Annotated in this window: 27 protein-coding genes; 12 read left to right on the forward strand and 15 right to left on the reverse strand. The window is 61.3% G+C overall.

Annotated elements, in window-relative coordinates; translation table 11 throughout:
* Positions 1–174: 174 nt before the first annotated feature.
* The 8 genes from R4P70_RS26680 to dnaA all read right to left on the reverse strand — a co-directional run bounded on the left by R4P70_RS26680 (position 175) and on the right by dnaA (position 9,337).
* Positions 175–1,098: an alpha/beta fold hydrolase gene (locus tag R4P70_RS26680; RefSeq protein ID WP_003942581.1), complete on the reverse strand. Its 924-nt coding sequence runs from the start codon at positions 1,096–1,098 to the stop codon at positions 175–177.
* Between the two features lie 28 nt (positions 1,099–1,126).
* Positions 1,127–2,248, reverse strand: a complete 1,122-nt coding sequence (locus R4P70_RS26685; RefSeq protein ID WP_024487650.1) for a PDR/VanB family oxidoreductase — start codon at positions 2,246–2,248, stop codon at positions 1,127–1,129.
* Positions 2,248–3,159, reverse strand: a complete 912-nt coding sequence (locus R4P70_RS26690) for a metal-dependent hydrolase (RefSeq protein WP_007729174.1) — start codon at positions 3,157–3,159, stop codon at positions 2,248–2,250. Before R4P70_RS26690 ends, R4P70_RS26685 begins: the two co-directional genes overlap by 1 nt.
* 124 nt (positions 3,160–3,283) lie before the next feature.
* Positions 3,284–3,829, reverse strand: coding sequence for a DUF721 family protein (locus R4P70_RS26695; protein WP_317832604.1), 546 nt, complete (start codon positions 3,827–3,829; stop codon positions 3,284–3,286).
* Positions 3,822–5,051, reverse strand: coding sequence for a DNA replication/repair protein RecF (gene recF, locus R4P70_RS26700; RefSeq protein ID WP_317832605.1), 1,230 nt, complete (start codon positions 5,049–5,051; stop codon positions 3,822–3,824). The genes R4P70_RS26695 and recF overlap by 8 nt, the downstream gene beginning before the upstream one ends.
* Entirely contained in the window at positions 5,052–5,960 is a 909-nt protein-coding gene (gnd, locus tag R4P70_RS26705) for a phosphogluconate dehydrogenase (NAD(+)-dependent, decarboxylating) (RefSeq protein ID WP_020967976.1), read from the reverse strand.
* Positions 5,961–6,004: 44 nt separating this feature from the next.
* Positions 6,005–7,189, reverse strand: a complete 1,185-nt coding sequence (gene dnaN / locus R4P70_RS26710; RefSeq protein WP_007729165.1) for a DNA polymerase III subunit beta — start codon at positions 7,187–7,189, stop codon at positions 6,005–6,007.
* 585 nt (positions 7,190–7,774) lie between these two features.
* On the reverse strand, positions 7,775–9,337 hold the full coding sequence (gene dnaA / locus R4P70_RS26715; protein WP_003942491.1) for a chromosomal replication initiator protein DnaA: 1,563 nt from the start codon (positions 9,335–9,337) through the stop codon (positions 7,775–7,777).
* A gap of 780 nt (positions 9,338–10,117) precedes the next feature.
* Here dnaA and rpmH point away from each other — a divergent pair.
* The 7 genes from rpmH (at position 10,118) to R4P70_RS26750 (ending at position 13,932) form a co-directional block, all read left to right on the forward strand.
* Positions 10,118–10,261 (forward strand): 50S ribosomal protein L34, encoded by a 144-nt coding sequence (rpmH, locus tag R4P70_RS26720; protein WP_003942540.1) that lies wholly within the window; start codon positions 10,118–10,120, stop codon positions 10,259–10,261.
* A 26-nt stretch (positions 10,262–10,287) separates the two neighbouring features.
* Positions 10,288–10,668 (forward strand): ribonuclease P protein component, encoded by a 381-nt coding sequence (gene rnpA, locus R4P70_RS26725; protein WP_019746209.1) that lies wholly within the window; start codon positions 10,288–10,290, stop codon positions 10,666–10,668.
* Complete coding sequence (gene yidD / locus R4P70_RS26730) at positions 10,665–11,045, forward strand: membrane protein insertion efficiency factor YidD (protein WP_007729147.1); 381 nt, start codon at positions 10,665–10,667, stop codon at positions 11,043–11,045. The genes rnpA and yidD overlap by 4 nt, the downstream gene beginning before the upstream one ends.
* A gap of 4 nt (positions 11,046–11,049) precedes the next feature.
* On the forward strand, positions 11,050–12,156 hold the full coding sequence (gene yidC / locus R4P70_RS26735) for a membrane protein insertase YidC (protein WP_317832606.1): 1,107 nt from the start codon (positions 11,050–11,052) through the stop codon (positions 12,154–12,156).
* Positions 12,157–12,176: 20 nt separating this feature from the next.
* On the forward strand, positions 12,177–12,740 hold the full coding sequence (locus tag R4P70_RS26740; protein ID WP_003942504.1) for a protein jag: 564 nt from the start codon (positions 12,177–12,179) through the stop codon (positions 12,738–12,740).
* 122 nt (positions 12,741–12,862) lie between these two features.
* Positions 12,863–13,189, forward strand: coding sequence for a hypothetical protein (locus tag R4P70_RS26745; RefSeq protein ID WP_020971491.1), 327 nt, complete (start codon positions 12,863–12,865; stop codon positions 13,187–13,189).
* 257 nt (positions 13,190–13,446) lie between these two features.
* Positions 13,447–13,932: a DUF6301 family protein gene (locus tag R4P70_RS26750; RefSeq protein WP_317832607.1), complete on the forward strand. Its 486-nt coding sequence runs from the start codon at positions 13,447–13,449 to the stop codon at positions 13,930–13,932.
* Positions 13,933–14,070: 138 nt separating this feature from the next.
* On the opposite strand, the gene R4P70_RS26755 is transcribed toward R4P70_RS26750, so the two are convergent.
* Complete coding sequence (locus tag R4P70_RS26755; protein WP_097386589.1) at positions 14,071–14,370, reverse strand: hypothetical protein; 300 nt, start codon at positions 14,368–14,370, stop codon at positions 14,071–14,073.
* Between the two features lie 713 nt (positions 14,371–15,083).
* Between R4P70_RS26755 and rsmG the strand changes: the two genes are divergently transcribed.
* The 4 genes from rsmG (at position 15,084) to R4P70_RS26775 (ending at position 18,831) form a co-directional block, all read left to right on the forward strand.
* Positions 15,084–15,764 carry a 16S rRNA (guanine(527)-N(7))-methyltransferase RsmG gene (gene rsmG, locus R4P70_RS26760; RefSeq protein WP_019746204.1) on the forward strand — a complete coding sequence of 227 codons (681 nt, stop codon included), beginning with the start codon at positions 15,084–15,086 and terminating at the stop codon, positions 15,762–15,764.
* Positions 15,765–15,845: 81 nt separating this feature from the next.
* Positions 15,846–16,850, forward strand: a complete 1,005-nt coding sequence (locus R4P70_RS26765; protein WP_020971488.1) for a ParA family protein — start codon at positions 15,846–15,848, stop codon at positions 16,848–16,850.
* A 1-nt stretch (position 16,851) separates the two neighbouring features.
* Positions 16,852–17,892, forward strand: a complete 1,041-nt coding sequence (locus R4P70_RS26770) for a ParB/RepB/Spo0J family partition protein (RefSeq protein ID WP_019746202.1) — start codon at positions 16,852–16,854, stop codon at positions 17,890–17,892.
* Positions 17,893–18,147: 255 nt separating this feature from the next.
* The gene (locus tag R4P70_RS26775; protein ID WP_007729135.1) at positions 18,148–18,831 is read left to right on the forward strand and encodes a hypothetical protein; all 684 of its coding nucleotides are present in this window, start codon (positions 18,148–18,150) and stop codon (positions 18,829–18,831) included.
* Positions 18,832–18,851: 20 nt separating this feature from the next.
* On the opposite strand, the gene R4P70_RS26780 is transcribed toward R4P70_RS26775, so the two are convergent.
* The 4 genes from R4P70_RS26780 to nox form a co-directional block, all read right to left on the reverse strand.
* Positions 18,852–20,042, reverse strand: coding sequence for an N-acetylmuramoyl-L-alanine amidase (locus R4P70_RS26780; RefSeq protein WP_020909860.1), 1,191 nt, complete (start codon positions 20,040–20,042; stop codon positions 18,852–18,854).
* A 128-nt stretch (positions 20,043–20,170) separates the two neighbouring features.
* Positions 20,171–20,494: a thioredoxin gene (trxA, locus tag R4P70_RS26785; RefSeq protein WP_003942530.1), complete on the reverse strand. Its 324-nt coding sequence runs from the start codon at positions 20,492–20,494 to the stop codon at positions 20,171–20,173.
* A 38-nt stretch (positions 20,495–20,532) separates the two neighbouring features.
* A complete protein-coding gene (gene trxB / locus R4P70_RS26790; protein WP_317832608.1) occupies positions 20,533–21,540 on the reverse strand; it encodes a thioredoxin-disulfide reductase in 1,008 nt (335 codons plus the stop codon).
* A gap of 131 nt (positions 21,541–21,671) precedes the next feature.
* Positions 21,672–22,883 carry a 4,4'-dithiodibutanoate disulfide reductase gene (nox, locus tag R4P70_RS26795; protein WP_080909378.1) on the reverse strand — a complete coding sequence of 404 codons (1,212 nt, stop codon included), beginning with the start codon at positions 22,881–22,883 and terminating at the stop codon, positions 21,672–21,674.
* 98 nt (positions 22,884–22,981) lie between these two features.
* Between nox and R4P70_RS26800 the strand changes: the two genes are divergently transcribed.
* The gene (locus R4P70_RS26800; protein ID WP_113683376.1) at positions 22,982–23,548 is read left to right on the forward strand and encodes a helix-turn-helix domain-containing protein; all 567 of its coding nucleotides are present in this window, start codon (positions 22,982–22,984) and stop codon (positions 23,546–23,548) included.
* 9 nt (positions 23,549–23,557) lie between these two features.
* Here the strand turns inward: R4P70_RS26800 and R4P70_RS26805 are convergent, their stop codons facing one another.
* Both R4P70_RS26805 and sigM read right to left on the reverse strand, forming a co-directional pair.
* Positions 23,558–24,274: a hypothetical protein gene (locus R4P70_RS26805; RefSeq protein ID WP_317832610.1), complete on the reverse strand. Its 717-nt coding sequence runs from the start codon at positions 24,272–24,274 to the stop codon at positions 23,558–23,560.
* 53 nt (positions 24,275–24,327) lie between these two features.
* Positions 24,328–24,861 carry an RNA polymerase sigma factor SigM gene (gene sigM, locus R4P70_RS26810; RefSeq protein ID WP_044480769.1) on the reverse strand — a complete coding sequence of 178 codons (534 nt, stop codon included), beginning with the start codon at positions 24,859–24,861 and terminating at the stop codon, positions 24,328–24,330.
* Between the last annotated feature and the right edge of the window lie 95 nt (positions 24,862–24,956).

Consider the following 24,956-nt stretch of genomic DNA (forward strand, 5'->3'; position numbering starts at 1 on the left):
TCAATACTCGAGCGCAGCCGTCAGCAAGCCCTTGCGGGTGTCGTCGGAGCGGGTTCGAGAATGTTGCCGCTAGTTACCGTTGACCATCTTACTGGTAAGCACCGACTAGAAGCGGCCAATGACACCCCTGGCTGCGCCGCAGACGAATTTTTACGATCCCCGGAAGGTGAAACGCTAGGAACTTTGCTTCTCCGAGCGACGCTCTCTCAGGCTCGCGATAAATGCCCGCGCATGTTCGGCAACCTCGCCCGGATGTGAAAACGGCGACCAGTGTCCCGCGGCAATTTCACGTCGCTGCAGGTCGGAGACCCATTTTTCGGTGTCTTCGTATCCCACCGGACGAACGGCTTTGTCGTACTTGTTCAAAATGAGCTGAACAGGCACGTCCGTGTACCGATCCCGCGGCTTGCCGAGAGACGGCCGGATGTTCGCGCGATAAAGCTTGAGTCCGTTCACCATGTCGTCGGCGATGGTGGGCGCGGTGTTGACCACACGGGGGTCCAGACCGTCGAAGAAGCCCAGAAATGCCGGCCAGTGCTTGGAGAACCACAGACGCAACGGGAGGGTGCACAGCCCGGGAATCTGGAACAGAACGGTGTAGGCCGACGCAATTCCCTGCGCCGCTGGGCCGAGGAAACGACGCTTGGACACGCTCGCCCGGATCCACTTGCCGAGATGATCGAGATTGGGGCCCGAGATGGACGAGAACGACGCGATCTTCTCTTCGGCACCCGGCTCGCAGACCGCTTCCCACGTTTCCACGGATCCCCAGTCATGTGCCAGGACGTGCACCGGCTTGCCCGGGCTGACCGCGTCGATGACGGCAAAAAGATCGCCGGCCAGTGCGCTCAGTTGGTAGTCCTGCACCCTCGAGGGGATCGTGCTCTCACCGGCCCCGCGGCTGTCGTAGCTGACGACGCGGAAGTCGTCTGCCAGCAAAGGCACGATGCGGTTCCACAATTCATGGGTGTCGGGCCAACCATGCACCAGGACGATGGTCTCGCCGTCTGCCTTGCCCTGCTCGAACACTGCCAGGCTGACGGAACCGTTGGTCACGCGACGCGCGGTCACGGCATGGACAGGAGAGTGCTTCGACATTGTCGAACCCTTCGGAGTCGGGAAATATCTAGAGATCGAGAACGAGACGTCCACCGTCGGAACGGGATACGCAGATGAGCATCTCCGTTTCCTGTTCGGTGTCGGTCAGACGCCTTTCGCGGTGATCGGGCTTGCCCGCGAGTACCTTCACACGACAGGTTCCGCAGAAACCCTGCTGACACGAGTACCCGACACCGGGCAATGTCTTCTTGATGACGTCGAGCGCGGACTCGTCGGCGGGCACGGTGAGCACCTGACCCGAATTGACCAGCTGCACTTCGAATTCCTTGCCGTCGATCACCGGCGGAGCCCCGAACCGCTCGAAATGCAAAGCGGTGGAGGGTGTATCGCGGAATCCGCGGCGGACGGCGTCGAGCATCGGCGTCGGGCCGCAGCAGTACACGGCGCCGCCGACCGGCGCTCGTCCGAGAAGGTCTGCGGTGGTGGGCAATCCGAACTCGTCGTCCGGGCGCACGAAGACACGCTCGGGTTCCCAGCTCGCGATCTCGTCGAGGAACGGCATGGATTCACGAGAGCGGCCCGAGTACACGAAGTACCAGTCCATTCCCAATTCTCTTGCCGCACGGACCATTGCGATGATCGGCGTGATACCGATACCGCCGGCAACAAACAGCGCACTGCCTTCACCCACAAAGGGAAATCCGTTGCGAGGGCCGCGTACCGTGACGTGCTCACCCGGCTGGAGAGCGTGCATCTCGATGGAACCGCCACCGCCGTCGGGGATCCGACGAACCGCGACGCTGTATCCCGTGCGATCGGCAGGGTCGCCGCACAGCGAATACTGACGCCGCAGACCCGAAGGTAGATGGAAGTCCAGGTGCGAACCCGGATGCCACGGCGGAATCGGTGAACCGTCGGCGGATTCGAAACGCAGGCGAACGACGTTCTCGTCGGTCGCCACCACCTCACGCGTACTGACCACCATGTTCATGGCCGTGTCGGGGTTGTGGCCAGCGATCTCGGGGTTGTAGTCGTAGGCCGTCAACACCCGAAGGTACTTGTCCGCCAATAACTCCGTGATGCGCATGGCACGGTCGGGACGGTTCTTTCCGGACAAATCGGGTGGCGCCGGAAAACGCGGCAACCCGTCGTGACCGGAGATGACGTCCTTGACCCTCGAGAGTGAAATCACCGTGCAGCCGCCTGAGCTGCGGGTGACGACGCCAGGTACTGCACCGCCTGGGCGGTCGAGCCCTCGTTACTGGGGTGATAGGACTTGCTGAAGTACGTCGACATCCGCTTGACCAGCTCGAACGACGTGGGAACTGTGCCACGCTTTCCGGCCGCGATGAAATCGGACAGGTGGGGCCGTCGACGGCTGGGAGCCTGAGCGGCAAGCTCGGGATCGTTGCGCATCAAGAACCGGGTACCGCGAATCCACAGCCACACGATTGCGGGCGTGACGAGGATCTGGGTACGGATCCGGCGGGTCTCACGCTTGTCGAAGTAGCGCATCACGTCGTACGCGACGGCGCGGTGTTCGACTTCTTCGGCGCCGTGCCAGCGAAGAAGATCAAGCATGGTCGGGTGCATGCCGGCTTTGTCGAGCCCCTTGGCGTTGAGCACCCAGTCGCCGAGGAAAGCAGTGATGTGTTCGATGGCCGCGATGATCGCCAAGCGCTCCACCAGGTGATTCTCGGCGCGCAGACCTGTCATCGGGCGCGGTCCGAGCAGTTTCGAGAATGCCCACTCCATCTGCTGGGTGTACGGCGTCGGATCCAGGCCGTTTTCCTTCAGATGGACGAGGACACCCGAGTGCGCGTTGGAGTGCATCGCCTCTTGGCCGATGAATCCGACGACGTCTTCACGGAGTTTCTCGTCCTCGATCAGAGGAAGAGCTTCCTTGAAGGTCTCGACAAACCACTCCTCACCGGCTGGGAGGAGGAGGTGAAGCACGTTGAGAACGTGTGTGCTGAACGGATCGCCCGGAATCCAGTGCATGGGCAGATCGGACCAGTCGAACTCGACATTGCGAGCCTGCAACAGGATGTGATCCGGCTCGGCGAACGACGAAGCGGGTGTCGATATCTTCTGCGACATCTAGCTACTCCTTCATGCCTGCCGATCGGTAGGGAACGACAGCCTTGTGACACAGTTCACTCACTAGCGAGTTTTAACTGTAACACGAAGTAATAGGTAGAACCAGGTCCTGGTTGAGTTTTCCTCAGCCGTACGTATCGCGAGGTCCGCGGCCTTTCACATGCCTTTCACCCTTGCGCCAGCTAGGCGCACTCGGACCGGTGATGCGCAGTGTCTTCACGACGCCGTCACCGACGGCAGCAGCGATCTTGGCCAGAATCTGGGACTGCATCATGCGCAACTGGGTAGCCCAAGCCGTCGACTCGGCGGAGATGCTGAGAACACCTTCTTTCAGAGAGATCGGCTCGGCGTGCGCGGAGATGTCTTCTCCGACGACTTGCGGCCACCGACCGAGGACCGTGCCCTCGGACACCTTGGGGGACCACCCACGCGACTTGGAGATAGCGCTGGTGAGAGCGCCGAACGGCTGAGGGTCCCGCGCATCCGGGCCGGGGCCGGACCAACCGCTGCGTCGACGCGGGCGGCCACTTCCGTATTTGGGCGACGAGCGCCCCTGCCCGACGGCCTTGCCGTTGGCTTTGGCTGTCGCGCGTGCCTCCTCGAGGGCACGGCGCGCCAGATCGATCCCCTTGAGCTCGGGCTCCGGGGCCGGGCTGCTGTCTTCAGTCATCGAACTCGACCTCCTGATCCGTCGAGCCTACGGGCACTATCCGGGATATCCGACCGTCTCCGGTATCGGAGGCTTCGACGCCGAACTTGGCCGCCTCGAGTTCGTCCGGTACGTCCTCGGGAACGGCGGCCGTGATCAGCACCTGTTCTGCGGTAGCCGCAACAGCGGCGAGCGCACGACGCCGACGACGGTCCAATTCCGCGAATACGTCGTCGAGCATCAGGACCGGGTCGCTGCCGTCCGCGCGCAACAGGGCAAAACCTGCCAGTCTCAGCGAAAGCGCGAACGACCACGATTCACCATGACTGGCAAAGCCTTTCGCCGGACTGTCGCCGAGAACCAGCTCCAGGTCGTCCCGATGCGGACCGACCAGACACACTCCGCGATCGATTTCCTTCGACCTCATCTGTGCCAACTCGAGATGGAATCTCTCCTCGAGGTATGCAACGTCGTCGATTCCGGAAATCCTTGCAGGATCGGTGAATTCGGGATCCAACGACGAACCCAGGCTGCTCTTATATCGGATCGACGCCGGCCGGGACTCGGGTGCGATGGAACGATACGACTCCGCCAGGTGGGGCGCCAGATCATGGACCAACTCGAGGCGCCCGGCCAACAATTGTGCGCCGTGAGCGGCCAGATGCCCGTCCCACACCTCGAGGGTTGAGAGGACGTTGTCGGACTCGCCACCACGAGAACCGCGGCGCAAAGCCGCACCAGCAGTTTTGAGTAGGGCTGAGCGCTGACGCAGCACTTTGTCGTAATCCGCACGGACGGCAGCCATTCGGGGAATCCGCGACGTCAACAACTCGTCGAGATAGCGCCGACGATCGCCAGGATCACCGCGAACCAACGACAGATCTTCCGGCGCGAACATCACCGACTGAAGAATCCCCAACACTTCACGCGGACGACGTGTCGGCGACTGATTTATCCTGGCGCGGTTGGACTTTCCCTCGATCAGTTCGACGTCGATGGTCAGTTCGCGCCCATTGTTGACCACCGTTGCACCAGCAAAAGCACTGGCGGAACCGCTGCGGATCATCGGTGCATCCGTGGACACTCGATGAGAGGACAACGTGGACAGATACCCCAGTGACTCGAGGACGTTGGTTTTACCGTGCCCGTTCGAACCGAGGAAGACAGTTGTTCCCGGCGTGAGGTCCAGCGTCAGCGAATCCCAGGATCGGAAGTCCCGCAGCGAAAATCTACGAACGAACACTTAGCTTCCAGAAGCCGAATTCTTGGGCGAAGCGCTCTTGACCGCGTGACCACCGAACTGATTACGCAAGGCCGACACCGCCTTCATGGCCGGTGAATCATCCTGTCGTGAAGCAAATCTCGCGAACAGAGCAGCGGAGATGACGGGAGCGGGGACAGCGTGCTTGATAGCTTCCTCTACCGTCCAGCGGCCCTCACCGGAATCCTCGGTATAGCCCGTGATCTGCGCAAGCTCCGGATCCTCCTCGAGGGCGTCGACAAGCAGATCGAGCAACCACGAGCGTACGACGGTTCCCTTCGACCAGGCTCGGAGCACACCGGGAACGTCCGCGATCAGGCTTTCCGCCTCGAGGAGCTCGTACCCCTCGGCATACGCCTGCATCAGGCCGTATTCGATGCCGTTGTGCACCATCTTCGCGTAATGACCAGCACCGACGGGACCGGCGTGGACAAAGCCGTCTGCAGCGTCGCCGTCGGGGCGAAGGCCGTCGAAGATCGGCATTGCCTTCGCCACGTCGGGCTCGGATCCGCCCACCATCAGGCCGTAGCCGTTCTCACGGCCCCAGATGCCACCGGAGACACCGCAGTCGAGGAAACCGATCCCACGGGCGCCCAGAAGCTCGGCATGGACAGCATCGTCGGTGTAACGCGAGTTCCCACCGTCGATGACCAGATCACCGCCCTCGAGGGCATCCGCCAGCTCGGCAATGGTGCTCTGGGTGATTTCACCGGCCGGAACCATCACCCAGACGACTCGAGGTCCCTCGAGGGAAGCAGCGAGTTCGGCAAGTGACCCGACATCGGTGACTTCCGGTCGAGGGTCGTATCCGATCACCTCGAGGCCATGCGCGCGCAAGCGCTCACGCATGTTGAAACCCATCTTGCCGAGACCTACGAGTCCGATCTTCATACTGTTCTCCCTGGTCAGGCGCGAACTGAAGTGCGGGGTACCACTCAGCCCGGGAGGCGAACCGGCATCAGCAGGTACGTGTACTCGCTCGAGGGCGCAGCGAAGTTACCGGACTCGTCTGCCGTGGGCTCTTCCTCGGCCGCGGGGCGAAGAACAGCCGGACGGCTGGGAGTGGTGAAGCCGAACAGAACGTTTTCGCTGTGAAGCGAGTTCAACCCGTCGATCAGGTAACCGGGGTTGAACGCAATGGTGAGTGCTTCGCCCTGGAACGACGCGTTGAGTGTCTCTTCTGCGCGGCCGGCGTCGTCGCCACCCGCAGAGAGGAGCAGGCCGTCAGCGGAGAACTGCATGCGAACCTGTGCGCCACGCTCGGCGACGAGTGCTACACGCTTGATGGCCTCGATGAGAGGCGTGACCTCGACCGTTGCCATCGCGGTGTGCTGAGCAGGCAGCAACTGACGGAACTTCGGGAACTCGGCGTCGAGGAGGCGCGTCGTGGTGCGGCGTCCGTCGTTGACGATGCCGAGGAGTCCGTCGTTTCCGATGGTCGTACCGGAACCGAGAGCCAACTCGACCGGCGAATTTGCATTGCCGGCAAGCGTTTTCGCGGACTCGGACAGAGTCTTGGCAGGGATGAGAACAGCAGCCTGGACGTCGGGGTTTGCGGGAGTCCACTCGAGTTCACGAACAGCGAGACGGAAGCGGTCGGTAGCGGCGAGGACGATCGAATTCTGTTCGATCTCGACACGGATACCCGTGAGCATCGGAAGGGTGTCGTCCTTGCCGGCTGCTACGGCTACCTGGCTGATGGCTTCGGAGAACAGGTCGACGGGAATGGACCCGGACTGCTGCGGAAGCGTCGGAAGCTGGGGGTAGTCCTCGACCGGCATCGTGGGCAGGGAGAACTTGGCGCTTCCGCACGAGATGAGCACGCGAGTGCCCTCGAGGGTCACATCGACCGGCTTGTTGGGAAGCGATTTGGTGATATCGGCAAGGAGGCGTCCGGAGACGAGTGCCTGACCTGCAGTTGTGACATCTGCCGAGACGCGGACCTGCGCAGATACCTCGTAGTCGAACCCGGAAACGGTGAGGCCGGCTTCGGTTGCGTCGAGAAGAACTCCGCCGAGAACCGGCACAGGCGGCCTCGAGGGCAGGCTACGAGCAACCCACGCTACTGAATCAGCGAACTCTTCCCGGGAAACGCGAAACTTCAGGCTTCCAAGCTCCATCGCCGGGTTATTCCTCTCGGTAGGCATGTTCGTCTGCTGCGGATCTGCATCAGCTCACTTGAAGTCTGACACAGACCAAGCGATGCCCACCGTATGCCCTCGAGGGCGCAAGTGGAAAGCCGAAGCCGGGACGAGCGCAGCCTGAGGCGAGGTTCTCAACAGGAGTTGTCCCCAGAACTATTTTCAAAGAGCTTTTCCTAGGAAATTCTCAGTAGTAGTAATAAGTCCTGTGCAATCTGTGGAGCAACGGTTGTCGACGCTGGTAGGTCCCCTCGAGGGCCTGTGCACTTCTCGAGGACAGACTCGAGGACCAATCGACCCCCTCTGTGCACTCTCTGAAAGTTTTCGGATTCCTCCTCGAGAACTCCACAGACTTTCGGAGTTATCAACACAGTTATCCACAGATGTGAATACTTTTCACAAGAAACGAAGAGTTTGTTCTTATCGGCGTGTCCGGCTCCGGCGTGTCGTCCCTCGAGGTGGACAACCGCCCTCGAGGGGACCGCACGTGGAACCCTTCGAATACACCGATGCCGCTCGAGGGAAACCTCTGCCTCGAGCGGCATCGATCGAAATAAGTGCAGGTCAGCGCTTGGAGCGCTGCTTGATCCTTGCGGTCAACTCCTGAACCTGGTCGTACACCTTGCGGCGTTCCGTCATTTCCTTACGGATCTTCTTGTCGGCGTACATGACCGTCGTGTGGTCACGGCCGAACGTCTGACCGATCTTCGGCAATGACAAATCAGTGAGCTCACGGCACAAATACATCGAGATCTGACGGGCCTGAGCGAGTGGCCGGGCCTTACCCGGCCCACACAGGTCGTCGATCGACATGTTGAAGTATTCGGCCGTCACCGCCATGATCGTCGCCGCGTTGATCTCGAGGCTCGACGAATCGGGCATCAGATCGCGCAGGACCACCTCGGCCAACGTCAGATCCAACGGCTGGCGGTTGAGCGAGGCAAAAGCGGTGACGCGGATCAACGCGCCCTCGAGTTCACGAATGTTGCGCTCGATACGGCTGGCGATCAGCTCGAGGACGTCGTGCGGGACCTCGAGGCGATCCATCCTCGCCTTCTTGCTCAGAATCGCGATACGCGTCTCGAGCTCAGGCGGCTGAACGTCGGTGATCAGGCCCCATTCGAAGCGCGTCCGCAGACGCTCCTCGAGGGTTGCCAACTGCTTGGGCGGACGGTCCGAGGAGACAACGATCTGCTTGTTCGCGTTGTGCAAGGTGTTGAAGGTATGGAAGAACTCCTCCTGGATACCTTCCTTGCCTTCGATGAACTGGATGTCGTCGACCAGCAGGACGTCCGTTTCCCGGTATCGACGTTTGAACGCGACCTTGCGGTCGTCACGAAGACTGTTGATGAAGTCGTTGGTGAATTCTTCGGTCGAGACGTACTTGACCCGCATGCCGGGGAACAGTCGCTGTGCGTAGTGGCCGGCGGCGTGAAGAAGGTGCGTCTTGCCCAGGCCCGAAGCTCCCCAGATGAACAAGGGGTTGTACGCACGCGCCGGCGCCTCCGCGATCGCGACGGCAGCGGCATGAGCGAATCGGTTGGACGATCCGATCACAAAAGTGTCGAAGGTGTACTTCGCGTTGAGACTGTTCGCGCCGGACCCAGAAGCAGAAGGAGTAGCGGGCGGCTTCGTGAAGTACGACGGCCACGATTCGTGAACGCTCGCGAGTGCTTCGCGGTCGTCGTCGACTTCTTCGGTCTCGGCAGTCTCGGAGTCCGAAGGTTCGCCGTCGCCTTCGGTGAATCTGCGCCGACGGTATGCGCCCGATGAGTTGACCGACTCGAACTGACGGCTGCCCGTGCGCTCCTCGACCGGTTCGGCGGGTGCGTCGGCATCGTCTTCGAGTGCGATGCGGACACCGAGTCCCTCGACCTGGCCGCCGAGGTGGCGTCCGAGTGCCTGCAGGATCGGCTCGCGTAGATCGCGCTCGATCGTCTCTTGAGCAAATGGCGATGGAACCGAGAGGAGTGCAAAACCCTGAGCAAGTGTGAGAGGCCTCACCAGACGGACAAATGCCTTCTGCTTGCTGCTCAAAGCCGGAAGATTACTTCCGGGGTCATCACTCGTGAGTTCTGCAACCACGTCGACCCAGACCCGTGCGAGCGCGTTGGGATCGTCGTTCACGTGGTTCCTTCCCGTGTTTCGCCGACAGTGGGTGTGCTGCAGCTGCCGAGCGTATGGCTGCGGCGTCGAATGATTCGGTGGATTACCACCCGGGGTGAGAACCCCGTAACAGGCTACGAATATGCCACCTGGGCTGTGTTTCCACACAATTATCCACAGATGTGGACAAACCTGCACTGAGTCGGTTTTTTCGTCAACCAAATTCGTCAAAGTGATCGAGAAATTGATCTACCTGCAACTTTGTCGGAACTCGAGGCGTTCGCCACTTGGTGTCGGGGATGCGTCAACACTCACAGCCCTGTGGATGAATGTGGAAACTCGGGATTCGGGGTCGCGTCCGGCGCTCGTACCCGTATGTGCTGATGAGGCCTTGTCGGGAGCATGCGCCGGTGGAACTGTCCGGGTTGCCTTCAGGTCACCTGCAGTCCGTAGCGGAACTGTTGCCAAGGTCACACTTGCCGCCTCGCTCGAGGTCACGGCCGTATGCACACCGCGAATGGAATCTGCGGAATGATGGAAGTATCGGCGTGTCGTCGCGGTTGCCGCGAGAGGGCTCCGAATCGGGCTGGTTTGACCTTGGCAACGGTGGTAAGTAACCTCGAACGGTCACCCGCTGGTGGTGATCGCTTCGTGCTGGCTACATATGTCAGGTCGGATCGGTCTTCCAAGCCACAACGAGTGAAGTTGATTGTTCTGTACCTGTTGGATCCAAAGGCGCCGTAAGGCGTCGATCACTGAATGACGCCGGGAGGCGTCAATGAACTTCGAGGAGTGTTGACCGTGGCCAAGGGCAAGCGGACGTTCCAGCCGAATAATCGCCGCCGCGCGCGTGTTCACGGCTTCCGTCTTCGTATGCGTACCCGTGCGGGTCGTGCAATCGTTTCGGCGCGTCGCCGTAAGGGCCGCGATTCCCTCACCGCCTGATCTGATTTCGAGTTCAGGAGCTCGGGGTGTTGCCTGAGCCGTCTCGGTTGCGTCGCCACGCGGATTTCTCCGTGGCGGTGCGACGCGGGCGTCGTATGGGAAGACGCGACCTTGTCGTGCACGCGTTCGATCGCGAGCAAGTAGAGGCGCTGGTAGTAACAAATCACGGTCCCCGTTTCGGGCTGATCGTGAGCAAGGCTGTCGGGCCGGCGGTGATTCGACATCGAGTCGCACGCCGGCTTCGTCATATCTGTGCAGATTTCGTCGGGCAGGTTTCGCCGGAGACGGACGTGGTTATCCGCGCACTTCCGGGCGCAGCTACCGCCAGTTCAGCCGAACTGGCCAAGCAGTTGCGTGGGGGCCTGACCAAAATGAACCTATTGGTGTCGGTAAGTGAAGAGCCATGAGTACTCCGCTCTCTGAGCAGATCGAGACTCCCAGAGCCTCCCGTGTCATCACGGTGTTGAAGGCTGTGCGTCGCGCTCCCGCCACTGTTCTCATCTTCTGTATCGAGTTGTACCGGACGTATGTGTCGCCCTTGAGGATGCCGACCTGCCGGTTCACCCCCACCTGCAGTGAATACGCGGTCGAAGCGCTGCGCACTCACGGGGCGATCAAAGGCCTTTTCTTGACTGTGGTGCGGTTGGCGAAGTGTGCCCCCTGGCATTCTGGAGGGTGGGACCCTGTCCCTGCCCGTCGTGACCGTGATGCGGGTAGCCGCCATAGCTGTCCGGAAGCACGCGCAGCGTGTCACAGTCCGACGGACGAACAGAGGAGTACTTAGAGCCGTGCTCAATTTCATTTACTATCCGGTATCCGCGATTCTGTGGGTCTGGCACAAGGTCTTCGGGTTCATTCTCGGCCCGGACAACGGAATAGCCTGGGCGCTCTCCGTGGTGTTCCTGGTGTTCACCTTGCGTGCGGTTCTGTACAAGCCGTTCGTGAAGCAGGTCCGCACGACCCGCCAGATGCAGGAACTGCAGCCGCAGATCAAGGCATTGCAGAAGAAGTATTCGGGCGACCGTCAGCGCCAGGCCGTCGAGATGCAGAAGCTCCAGAAGGAGCACGGATTCAACCCGATCATGGGCTGTCTCCCGGTCTTGGCTCAGGCTCCGGTGTTCATCGGTCTGTTCCACGTCCTGCGCTCGTTCAACCGCACCGGCACCGGCATGGGCCAGCTGGGCATGAGCGCCGAGGACAACCTCAACACCCCGAACTACGTCTTCTCGGCCACTGACGTCCAGTCGTTCCTGGATGCTCGTCTGTTCGGCGCGCCCATCTCGGCCGCGATCACGACGCCGGTTGCGCAGCTTCAGGCTTATGTCACCGAGAACGTTCCCGAGCTTCCGTCACGCCTGAACATCATTCTCGTGGCCGCTCCGTTGATGATCATCGCCAGCATCGCGACCCACTTCAACTCACGCGCTTCGGTTGCCCGTCAGAGCGAAGCAGCTGCCGCGAACCCGCAGTCCGCGATCATGAACAAGCTCGCGCTGTACGTCTTCCCGCTCGGCGTTCTGGTCGGTGGACCGTTCCTTCCGATCGCGATCCTCCTGTACTGGGTGTCGAACAACATCTGGACCTACGGTCAGCAGCACCTCGTCTTCCGCAAGATCGATGCCGAAGAAGAAGCGAAGAAGCAGGAAGCGATCACTCGCCGCAACGACAATGCGCCTAAGCCCGGTGCCCGTCCCGATCCCGGTAAGAAGAAGGGATCCCCGGCTGCGCTGAAGACCGCGGATTCAGCCGACGCCGACGGTGACGCCCCGGAAGTTTCGCTCAAGAAGCCTCAGCCGAAGCCCTCGGGTTCCAGTGGTGGTTCGACGTCGAAACCGAAACAGAACCGGCCACAGAGCAACCGCGGCAACTCCCCCAAGCGCAATAAACGGCGCTGATCCAGGAAAGAGAACGACCAATGTCCAGTGAAGCTGACATCGTTGTGGATGGAGAGAACGCAGACGTGAGCACCGAGACCACTGCGCCGGTTACCGATGTGGATGTAGACATCGACGATTCCGATGACGATTTGATCGAAGAGGGCGAGATCGCCGGCGACTACCTCGAGCAGTTGCTCGACGTGCTCGATTTCGACGGAGACATCGACCTTGACGTCGAGGGCGATCGGGCAATCGTCAGCATCGACGGCGGCGACGACCTGACCAAGCTTGTGGGACGTAAGGGTGAGGTTCTGGATGCTCTCCAGGAGCTGACTCGTCTGGCTGTTCAGCAGTCGACCGGAGAGCGCAGCCGCTTGATGCTCGACATCGCCGGGTGGCGTGCGGGCCGGCGTGAGGCACTCAGTGCTCTCGGTGCGGAAGCTGCACAGCGTGTTCTCGAGACCGGCGAACGCGAAGAGCTTGCTCCGATGACGCCGTTCGAACGCAAGATCGTTCACGACGCCGTCGCCAAGGTTGCCGGTGTTTCCAGCGAGAGCGAAGGCGCTGAACCGTCTCGCCGAGTCGTTGTCCTCAAGGACTGACACTCCCCCTTGATCGAATGCGGGCCCCGGATTTTCCGGGGCCCGCTTTTGTGTCCGAGAGGTGTTTCACGTGAAACCGAATCCGGCAGCACGGTGAAGGTCAGGTGCCTATCGTTGTCGACATGTCCAACGAGCGCTCCGGATTCCCTCTCGGATTGATGACCCTTGGGGCCTTGATAGGGATGCTCGTGTGCGGCCTGAGCTATTGGCCCGTGGTCTTCGAACTACAGCAGAAAATGGAAGTCCAGTCCTTTCCGCCGGGCGGTCTGAAGTATTGGCTCTGCTGGTTGTTGCCGCTGGGAGTAGTCGCCGTCGTATTCATTCCACTTGCACTGGCATGGCGATCCGGGAGACCGGTCATGCTCAGCTTCGCGATTGCCTTCTTGTTCGTCGGGGGTGCACTGTGCATGTTCGGATATTCGATCGACAACATGCCGTACTACATGTGAGCCCCTCCCCTCCCCCAGGAGGAATAGTCGGCCTTCGTTTCACGTGAAACCGGATCGATGGTTGTTGCCCCGAGCCCTCGAACTCCGCCCCAGATTGCCGCCACAATGGATCACCGACCTGATGTCGTCAGGCCTGCTGGCAAGGTCGTCACCTTCGGCGCTGGCATCCGATGACCGACAACCCGCCAGCCCTCACTTCGACGGCCCCCGGATTGGGGCGTCATCAACAACGATCAACAAGGAATTAGCATCCACACATGCACGTCGACATCGAAGGCGCCACCCGGATCGCCCGCCTCGCCGCAGAATTCGACTGGACCTGGGCCGTCGACGACCTCGAACCCTTCTGCGCACAAGCTGGATGGGAACTCGTCGAACTCAGGCAAGGTGGCGGCTCGATACGAACGAACCTTCATGTCTGCCGGCCGAAGGCGAACATGTTCAGGCGGAACCGTTCGATGCACTACATCTCAATCTTCGTCTCGGACCTGGCAGATCTAGGTATTCCCAAGGCAGAAGTTCGCCCGTTGCTGGTCGAGGGGTTCACGAACCTCGATGTGGCATTTACCGCACTCCTGGGGGCAGCCACGAGCGCCGAACCCGGACCTGAGGCAACTATCCGGTGGGATCTGCCGAAAGCGGTCATCACACTGCACCGGGGTTTCAGTGCAATCCACCTCGCTCTGAAGAGTCCGAAGTATCAGGCATGGATGGATGAGCCCGAACCGGAGGACGAGGACTAGCCATCGAGGTCGGCGAGATCGCATCCGGTGTGGGAACAGGTTTGCGCACTCCTCACACGAATCGGACCACTCACATCGAATGGGCTTCGTCGCCACGCAAAGTCGATGATGCAGGCTTCGGGGTGAGATCGGCGGCGACTACTTTGCCAAGCAAACCGGAATCGACCTCATCTTCACGGGCTCCGGTTCATAGACTGCGGACCGCGTCGGGGTAATCACGGGACCGCATTGAGTTCGGTTGACTCGCGGGGTGTGCGCGATCGGCGTCGCGCCCACACCTGCTGCTGGTGTCGGCACGAGAGCGGGTCCGGGCTGTTTGAGGTGGAATGGCTTGGCGGTGCCCGGATCGAACTCGTGAGCGGTGATCTTGTTGGTTCCGGGTTCGGTATGCACCAACAGGTAGTCGTAGTCCTTGCCGTCCAACAACTCCTGCACCAAGCGCGGATCTTAATCGCGCACAGCGTGCAGCGCTTTCGAGTCCAGGCGCAGGAATTCATCCTGCGCATCGGGCAGGTCCCCTGCTCGACTTTGATCTTCCCGCCGACACCGGTATCCACATCGAAGGCGAACTCGCCATGCGCATCCTGTGATGCGAAGCTCCTTGGATTCGCGGTTTGTGATGCCAAGTCTCCGGTGTCCCGCAACAGGAGTGTCAAGCCGCCGGATGTATGGCTCGCAACAACCGGCGGTGAGATAACGATGCTGTCCGGGACTTGGACTCGAAGCTCATCCGCGTCGAACAACAGATTGCGTCAGACCGACCGAGTCCGTTCGGCTGTCCGACGGCAGCAATTCTCTACAACCACTTTTCGTAAAAAATTGCCCATTTTGGGCCCGAATTCCATCCATGTAACTACCTACGGCAGTTTCGTCACTGTGATGATATTGAAAATCGACCTACTACCTCCATGCGACCTTCCGGCTATGTTTCACGTGAAACGGGTCAGATTTCGGCGAATTATCAGCGCAATGTTTCACGTGGAACGTGAACCCCTCCCCTCCCCCACTTGAATTTTGGGCGGAATACTTCCCAAAGAATGAACGAGTCGGCAGACTCACAGCGAGTCGGTGTGCAGAAGCGAACACATGTCGGCTTCGGAGCGGATAATGATTTCGGTCTTGATTGTTGATTTCGCGGTTTACGCGGGAGGATGTTTCACGTGGAACAGAATGGTGCGGCGTCGGTTGACTGGGACGAACAAGAGACTGCGCGCGCAGTGTTCGGTGACAGATATGAGATCGCGGAACGGTACTACCAATCCCTTGCAACGGATGGTGTCGAGCGCGGGCTGATTGGTCCCCGTGAAGTCCCTCGACTGTGGGAGCGTCACCTCCTCAATTGTGCCGTCATCGGTGAGTTGATTGCCGAAGGCGAGTCGGTTGTGGACGTTGGAAGCGGTGCCGGTCTACCCGGTATCCCTCTCGCAATCGCCCGCCCGGACTTGAAGGTGACTCTCGTCGAACCGTTGCTTCGACGCTCGGTGTACCTCGCGGAGTTCATCGAGTCCAACGGATTGGACGTATTGGTTGTCCGAGGGCGAGCCGAGGAATCGGGTGTTGTGAAGGAAGCGGGCGGTGCGGACGTGGTCACTTCGCGGGCCGTGGCGCCTCTCGAGAAGCTCGCACGGTGGTCCCTCCCACTCATTCACGAGCACGGTCGGATGCTGGCACTCAAGGGTTCGAGCGCTGCCGAGGAGATCGAGCGGGACCGAACGGCGCTCACTAAATTGGGCGCAGGTAAGTTGGAAATACTCGAATGTGGAGCCAAGATTCTCCGCACCCCCACCGTGGTGGTGAAGGCCGAACGTCTCCCGAAGCGTCGCCAGCGTTGATGATTTACACGCATGCAATCGAGAGCAATGTACAGATGATGAGAGCACCTAGTGATCGATTCCCAATCGAAGGAGCAGTCAATGTCGGGTCGATCTGAATCCGCCGTTTCACGTGAAACACCGAAGCAGCACACGAGCGCGGGTGCGGATCAGATCGTCAACGACGACGACGACAATTTCACCGCCCCCTACGCGGCGATCTCCTCGGAGGAGACTCCCATCGGGGCGGCCGCGCATCGAGCGAGCCAGGTGCTTCACCCCCATTCGGTGACGCTGCCGAAGCCGGCGTTCCGCCGCGTGATCACCATCGCGAACCAGAAGGGCGGCGTCGGTAAGACGACGACCACGGTGAACCTTGCGTCGGCGCTCGCTCTTCAAGGGCTCACTGTCCTCGTGGTCGATTTGGACCCTCAGGGCAACGCCAGCACGGCTCTGGGCGTCGTCCATACCTCGGGCACCCCCTCCAGTTACGAGTTGCTCATAGGCGAAGTGAAGGCCCCGGAGGCGATCCAGACCAGCCCGCACAGTGAGCGCCTTCTCTGCATCCCGGCAACGATCGATTTGGCGGGCGCCGAGATCGAATTGGTCTCCATGGTTGCCCGCGAGAATCGACTCAAAGGCGCGCTCAACGACAAGGTGCTCGCAGAGCTCGACGTCGACTTCGTCCTCATCGACTGCCCGCCCTCGCTGGGGCTGCTGACCGTCAACGCGATGGTTGCTGCCAAGGAAGTCCTGATCCCGATCCAGTGCGAGTACTACGCCCTCGAGGGGGTCGGTCAGTTGCTCCGCAACATCGAACTCGTCCAGGCTCATCTGAACCCGGATCTGCATGTCTCCACGGTCCTTCTGACGATGTACGACGGGCGCACCAAGCTGGCCGACCAGGTCGCCGAAGAAGTACGCAAGCACTTCGGCGAGGCCGTACTGCGCGCTGTGATTCCCCGCAGTGTGAAGGTTTCCGAGGCTCCCGGATACGGAATGACAGTTCTCGATTACGACCCCGGTTCACGCGGCGCCATGAGTTACCTCGACGCCGGACGCGAACTTGCCGCCCGCTCTGCCACCACGACGACCCAGGAGCAGTGAGATGAGTCAAGCACGCAAAGGTGGATTGGGCCGCGGCTTGGCTGCTCTCATCCCCACTGGGCCGGCCACGGCACCGGGTTTGGGATCGGCTGCAGCGGACGTCGTAATCGGCGTCGACAAGCGCAACCCCTCCCCTCCCCCACCGACGAAGGCAGCTCCGAAAACGCCGAAAGCCACCAAGGCGACGGCTGCGAAGGCTCCGGTGGAAGCTGAGCCGGAGACCGAACTCGAGCCGACCGGCGCGGTCTATCTCGAGATCGAACCGAGCCTGATCGAGACGAACCCGAAGCAGCCTCGCAGCGTTTTCGACGAGGAAGCGCTCGCGGAGTTGGTTCACTCGATCCGCGAATTCGGCTTGATGCAGCCGATCGTGGTCCGTCGTCACGGTGACAAGTACCAACTTGTCATGGGTGAGCGTCGCTGGCGCGCGAGCCAGGAAGCCGGGCTGGAGAAGATTCCGGCGATCATTCGTGAAACCGATGACGACTCGATGTTGCGCGACGCACTCCTCGAGAACATCCATCGAGTGCAGTTGAACCCCCTCGAGGAGGCAGCGGCGTATCAGCAGTTGCTCGAGGAGTTCGAAGTAACCCACGAAGAATTGGCCAATCGGATCGGACGTTCGCGTCCCGTCGTGACCAACATGATTCGTCTGCTGAAGCTGCCGGTGGCGGTTCAGCGCCGCGTTGCGGCTGGAGTACTTTCGGCCGGCCATGCTCGCGCACTGCTGTCCCTCGAGGCGGGTGCCGACGCTCAGGAAGTCATGGCGGCACGCATCGTCGCCGAAGGAATGTCGGTTCGCGCGACGGAGGAAGCCGTCACTCTTGCCAACCGGGCGGACAATGAGATCGCTCCCCCGCAGAAGCGCAAGCCCATCGTGATGCCGGGTCTGCAGGATGTGGCCGAGCGGTTGTCGGACTCGTTCGACACCCGGGTGACTGTCAGTCTGGGCAAGCGGAAGGGAAAGATTGTGGTCGAATTCGGCTCGGTCGACGACCTACAACGCATCGTCGGAATGATGGAAGCGCAGAAATCGACGTAGTGAACTCGGATGCCCGTTTGGTGACGTAATGACGATGAGCGGGCACACCACCTATTTTCGTCACTGTGACGAATTTAGGTGGTCCGAGCTTCTCGAAATCTTGAACCGGGACGAAAGATGTTGAACAGCAATACATTAGAGCGATCAACTCTCGCGCCACTGCCGACTCGGTACAGCTGGCCTATCCTGGAGAAGAAAAAAGCGGCGGGCGAACATCAAAACCGCTTCGGGGACCTACGGAGAGTGAGTTAGTCAGTGTCGACTCACGTCATCACCTCTCTCACGCTCGACAGCCTCGATCAGCTTTCCGCCCATGCGCGTCGATGCGTGTTCTGGGAGATGGACCCGGGCGCGCTTCACGACGCCCGAGGATTCTGCGATCAGGAATTCGAGAAGGAAGCCTGGCTGTCGATGGTCATGCTCGAGTGGGGTTCGTGCGGACAGGTCGCCGTCCGCGACGGAAAGCCGCTTGGAAGTGCGTTGTACGCCCCTCCCCGCATGATCCCGCGCGCGCAACTGTTTCCGACCAGCCCGGTCAGCTCGGACGCAGTGCTTCTGACAAGCCTTCGCCTCGAGCCCTCGGGCATAGAGGAAGAACTAGGGCCAAGCCTGCTGGCCGCTGTCGTGACAGATCTGGTTCGACGAGGAGTTCGTGCGCTCGAGGCATTCGGTATCCGTAGCGACGACTTGGGACCTGCTTCCGACGTGGCCAGCGCAACGGCCGCTCTGGAATGTTCACCCGCAGAATGCATGATCAGTGCCGAGTTCCTCGAGGATTACGGTTTCGAGGTCGTGGCACCGCACCATCGCTATCCGCGGCTTCGTCTCGAACTCAATCGAGATCACGAATGGAAAGTCGACGTCGAAGAAGCCCTCGACCGTCTACTGAAGGCCGCAGCTCTCGAAATGGTGGAGATCAGCGAGCTCGCCAGAGTGTGAGCAGGTGCCGACCGCAGGACCTACGAAATGCGGTCGGCTACCGAAAGTTCTTCTGCGAGAAGCTCGGCGAAGGTGAAGGTGCCGGTCGGCTGATCGTCTTGACCGAGCAGATACAGCCGTTTGACCGAGATCAAGATGGCTTCGGCGATGGTGTCACGCATCCGCGGATTCGTCAGTACCGCAACGTCGGACGCGTTGGACAGGTAGCCGAGATCGATCTGCACTGTCGGCATGTTGGTGAGGCGCAACAACTCCCACGTCCGACCGTGAGTTCTGCAGTCCCGCAACGGAGTTCGCGCAACGATCTCGCGCTGAACGAAACCGGTCAACACCTGCCCGATCATCGAGACCGAACCGTGCGAATTTCCGAAGTGGAAGCTCGCGACGCCGTTTGCCGACGGGCTCGAGTTGCTGTCGCAACGCAGGGAGATCATCAGATCCGCGTCGAACGCATTGGATGTCAGTGCGCGCTCGGCCTCGGTGGGATCGGCGTTGTGCGGGCGGGAGAGGAAAGTTTCCATCCCGGTTGCAGCCATCCGCCCCTCGAGGCGCATGGCCAGATCCCAGAGGATGTCAGCTTCGGAGATGCCGTTGACGATGTTGCCCGTCGACGGCCCGCCGAGGCCGGGATCGATGACGATGCGCTTACCGCCCAGCTGCGGGCCCTTGCGCCGCACCAGCTCCTCTTCGCTGATCGCATGTGGGGAACCACCGGTGACGCGGGTTCCCAGAAGTTCCAGCGAACGGAGTGTCTGTGGTCCGCAGATACCGTCGGCAGCGATCCCGATTTCGCGCTGGAAAGACGAGAGAGATTCGTGGGTTTGCGGACCGAAGAAACCGTCGACCCGGCCTGCGTAGAAGCCCAGATCTTGCAGTTTTGCCTGCAGCGCTGCGACGTCGTCGCCGTACAGCGGCGCGGACAACTGGTAGATCAACGTACGGGCACCCAGGCGGTACGAGGCCTCACGAAGTGACCGATAGGTTGCCGGGCCCACAATGCCGTCGACAAGAAGCCCACGCTGCTGCTGGAAGGCACGAACGGCGCTGTCGAGTTGATGATCGAAGATGGCGTCGGGTGCAACCCAGTGGGCACCGTCGGCGCTTTCACGTCGAATGCCGGAAGTTCCGTGATGGAGGTATCCCAGCTTCGTCAATGTGCCCCGAATCTCGGCGACGGCCGGGCCGTGATCGCCGTGTCGGAGTCTGTGCATGCGTGAAAGCCTCTCGGATCGGTTAACGAATTCGATCGATGTGCCTGGTCGTAGACCCGATCAGGCACATCGATCGATTATCTCAGAAATTCTGTGGATTGCGAGAATCCACGATGCTCACCCAGCCGTCAGAGAACGTCTGCGAGGTCCTTGAGCAGCGCGGCCTTGCCCTTGGCGCCGACGATCGTCTTGATCGGCTTGCCGTCCTTGAACAGGATCATCGTCGGGATCGACATGACCTGGAAATCGCGCGCGGCCGCGGGGTTGGCATCGATGTCGAGCTTGGCGACGGTCAGCTTCTCGCTGTTCTCGCCGGCGATCTCCTCGAGGACCGGGGCGACCATCTTGCACGGGCCGCACCAGGTTGCCCAGAAATCGACCAGAACGGGCTTGTCGCTGCCCAGGACGTCCTGCTTGAAGGAATCGTCGGTGATGGTGACGGTATTCGACACTGTTACTCCTCGAGGGTTGGGTACGACAGCTTGGTGAATCAGGGAGCGCCGACGACGTCGACCGTGTGGCCGGCTGCGTCGAGCGTGTTGGCGGTGATGTCGCCGCGGTCGGCCAGCCAGCGTTCGGCGTCGATTGCTGCGGAGCATCCGGTGCCGGCAGCGGTGATCGCCTGACGGTACGTGTGATCGACCAGGTCACCGGCAGCGAAGACGCCGTCGACGGAGGTCGCGGTGGAACCGGGAGCGACGCGCACGTATCCGGCGTCGTCGAGATCGACCTGGCCCTTGACGAGTTCACTGCGCGGGTCGTGGCCGATGGCGACGAACATGCCGGTGATCTCGAGTGTGGAAGTTTCACCGGTGACGGTGTCGCGCACGACGAGGCCGGTGACGCTGTTCTCACCGAGCACCTCGACGGGCTCGGCGTTGGTCAGGAAGCGGATCTTCTCGTTGGCCTTGGCGCGCTCGAGCATGATCCGTGAGGCGCGGAACTCCTCGCGGCGGTGCACCAGGGTGACCGAGCGAGCGAAGCGGGTGAGGAAGGTTGCTTCTTCCATCGCGGAGTCGCCGCCGCCGACCACGACGATGTCCTGGTCACGGAAGAAGAAGCCGTCGCAGGTGGCGCAGGCGCTGACGCCACGGCCGAGGAGGCGTTCTTCACCGGGAATGCCCAGGTAGCGGGCTGCTGCGCCCATGGCGAGGATGATCGCGTGCGCGGCGTAGGTTTCGCCGTTCGCGAGGACGGTCTTGATCGGGCCGCTGAGGTCGATCTCTTCGACGTCCTCGGTGCGGATGTCGGTGTCGAAGCGCAGTGCCTGCTCGCGCATCTGTTCCATCAGATCGGGGCCCATGATTCCTTCGCGGAATCCGGGGAAGTTCTCGACCTCGGTGGTGGTCATGAGGGCGCCACCGAACTGGGTTCCCTCGAAGAGCAGGGGCTGGAGCTCAGCGCGCGCGGTGTAGACACCAGCGGTGTAGCCGGCCGGTCCGGAACCGACAATGATGACGTCATGGACCGCGGGCGTGGTTTCCAGCTGGGTGGTCATGCGAGCCTTCCAATAGTGAGTGCAGACCCTCCGCTTCTTGGAGAGCCGTACCGATCAACACCAGGATAAGGGGTGTTGTTCCCGCACTCCGCTGGAAAGTGGCTCACAGCCGGCAGCTCACAGCGCGGGACTCACTGGGCGGGGCGCGGTGCCTCCCGAACCACCAGCGCGTCCCGAACCACACAGCGCGTGCCGGTGTAGATGGTGGGCATGCACTTGTTGCAGTGGATACACAGACCCTCGTCGACGCTCTCGGCCTGAAATTTGTTGACCAGTTGTGGGTCCCTGAGCAGTGCGCGCGCCATGGCGACGAACTCGAATCCTTCATCCAGTGCGTGCTCGATGGTGTCGACGCGGTTGATGCCGCCGAGCAGGATCAGTGGCATCCTCAGCGCCTGTCGGAACTGACGGGCGAAGGGCAGGAAGAAACCCTCCTCGAACGGGTACGTCGGAAAGAGTTTGGGACCGTAGAACTTCAGCCCGTACCCGACGAGTTTGGGTTGGGAGGCGACAAACTCAGCCAGTGGGACCTCGCCGCGGAAGAAGTACATTCCGTTGAGAAGTGAACTCCCACCGGTCAATTGCATCGCGTCCAGGTGGCCGTCGGCTTCGAGGATCTGGGCGATCGGCAGGCTCTGGTCGAGCCACAGACCTTTCGGCACCCCATCGGACATGTTGAATTTCGCGGTGACCGCCACGCTGGATCCAGCGGCCACTCGCACCGCTTCGATGACTCGACGCGGATACTCGGCGCGCTTGGCGACGCTGCCACCGTATCGGTCGTGGCGCTTGTTCAGATTGGGGCTCATGAACGAGCTGAGTAGATAGTTGTGACCGAGATGGACCTCGATGGCGTCGAATCCTGCGTCCACTGCGACGCGGGCGGCCCGTTCGAAGTCGGAGACAACACCGTCGAGTTCGGCAAGTGTCGCGCCTTTGACGAGGCCCATTGCGGGCGGACTCAGCCGGGTCGACGGCGCCAGGGTCTTCGTCTTGTTGGAAAGCGTGTTGGCAACCAGTCCCGCGTGGCCGATCTGCGCCGCGGCAAGCGCGCCTTCTGAGTGGACGGCGTCGGTCAGTCTGCGTAGTCCCGGCAGCGCGCGCTCGTCCATGACAAGGGTGTCGCGGTGGACTCGTCCACCTGGTGAGACCGCGCAGTAGGCGACGGTGGTCATCGCGGCCCCGCCCCGAGCCACTTCGGCGTGGAAGTTGATCAGATCGTCCGAGACCGCTCCCCGGGGCATGACGCCCTCGAACGTTGCAGCTTTGACGATGCGGTTGCGCAAGGTCAGAGGGCCGAGACGTGCGGGTTCGAATATCGACGGTGTGGGCGCTGTGGTCATTTTCAACTTCCTGCGGCGGCCTGATCTTTACGATGCCAGTGGACTCGTAACTACGACGATATAGCGCCTACTCCCAATCTGTCCGACAATTCGACACGATGAACGCCACAGGATCAGGTCGCCCACGAGACCCACGCATCGACGACACAGTCCTCGAGGTCACCCGAGCGATGCTCCTCGAGGTCGGATGGGAGCAACTCAGTCTCCGGGCGATCGCGGCACGGGCAGGGGTCAGCCGAGCCTCGATGTCACGACGATGGCCGTCGAAGGCACATCTAGTTCTCGGGTCGATCCTGGGTGCGACACCAGACCTGACACCGTTCGAGGGCACCGATCGCGACGGCTGGATCCGTTGGGTGGTGGAGGGAAGTGCTCAGCTCTTCTCGCGGCCCGAGGTTCGTGCTGCGTCGCCGGGACTGCTGGCTGCGCTGCGCGACCATGACGACCTACGCAACGAATTGTGGCGCGGTTTCAGTGGGCCGAGCACGCAACTCTTCCTTCAGAACGCCGAAGATCCCGAATCGGCACTGCTCGATGCCAAGGCCGTGCTGGTATTGGCGGCCGGGGCAGCGATGTTTTCGAGTCTGATAGCGGTCGAGGACGATACGGATGCATTGCGTGGGAGAATCCTCGAGCTCCTGCTACCCGCGGCAATACCGCGCTGACCATCGAAGTCAGCCGATGTTTTTGACCGACAACGTATTCGGATTCCCGTCGCTGCAGCTGATGCCAACAGTGAGTGCAGTGATCTGACGCGGCTGCGATCCTGTGAAGAGTAGGACTATCGCCGGTGCACCGTCGATGCGAACCTCACCCGAACCGAGCACAGGCCTGCCCTCGTCGATGCCATTGGCGCTCAGGCAGCCGGCAAGCTTGGACGGATCATCCAGTGGTCCAAGGTTTTTGGATCCGATGAGTGAAAGCAGGGACGCCGAATCCGGATCGTCGACAGCAGATGTCACCGATGTGCTTGGTTGAGCGACAACGCTTTCGGCAGGCTCGGAATCTCGGGTTCCGATCACAACGATCACGAAGGCCGCCAACACGGCTGCTGCGGCACCGAGCAGCGGCGCTTGTGGGCGTCGCCGGAACGGCACGACGGTTGTCTCTGCTGACAGCTCGTCCTGACCGGACTGTAGATCCAGTGCCGAATTGATTCGCTCGGCAAGCGAATTCGGAATCCGTTCGTGAGAGGCCTCGCGCGAGTTCAGTGTCGCGAGTGATGCTGTGACGCTGTCGAGAGTAGTGACAAATGCGTGGGCGTCGGCGTCTGCGTGTACCAGCGGCCACAGAGCTGCGCTGGTTTCGGGATCGAGAACCCCGGCGTGAAGATCCGCCAAGAGGTCCTCCGAAAACGGAGGCGACGGAACGCGAACAGACGGATCTGTCATGAACCCTCCCTCGGCAGTCGGTGTGGACGCTTACAAGATAGGACGCGGCCGGTTCACGAATGGTTCCCGCCTTCGCGAAAGTCCTCCAACTGGGCGGCGAGGCGCTTGCGCGCGCGGGCGCAGCGACTCTTCACGGTCCCTACGGGCACGCCCAACCTCTCGGCGGCCTCGGCCACCGGATACCCCTCGACATCGACGGCGACGACGGCAGCGCGCTGCTCAGGGGGCAGCGATGCCAGCGCTTGTTCGACGGTCAGGCTCATGTCCACTCCCGCCGCGTAATCGCGGTGATCACGGGGTTCCTCCGCATTCTCGGAAGACAGAGAGAACGCGGCCCGCGATTTGTTGCGTCGGATCCGGTCAAGGCAGGCATTGACCACGATGGTGTGGAGCCAACTACGCACCGCCGCATCGCCGCGGAACTTCGCCGCCTTGCGGTGCGCGGAGAGCAGACCCTCCTGGAGTGCGTCTGCCGCGTCCTCGTCCGAGTAACTCGTACGCCGGGCAACGTGCCACAGATGATCCTGATGCCGGACCAGTAGTTCACGGAACGCGTGTCGATCGCCCGCGACATGAGCGGTCAACAATTCGAAATCCGTCGGCTCGAGATTTTTGTTCTCGAAACTTCTGGATTCGAAATTTCCGGCTCCGCCCCCGGTGCCCCCCGATAACTGTGCACGGG

Source organism: Rhodococcus sp. IEGM 1241 (genome assembly GCF_033142365.1).
In the GTDB taxonomy this organism is placed as follows: Bacteria; Actinomycetota; Actinomycetes; order Mycobacteriales; family Mycobacteriaceae; genus Rhodococcus_F; species Rhodococcus_F erythropolis.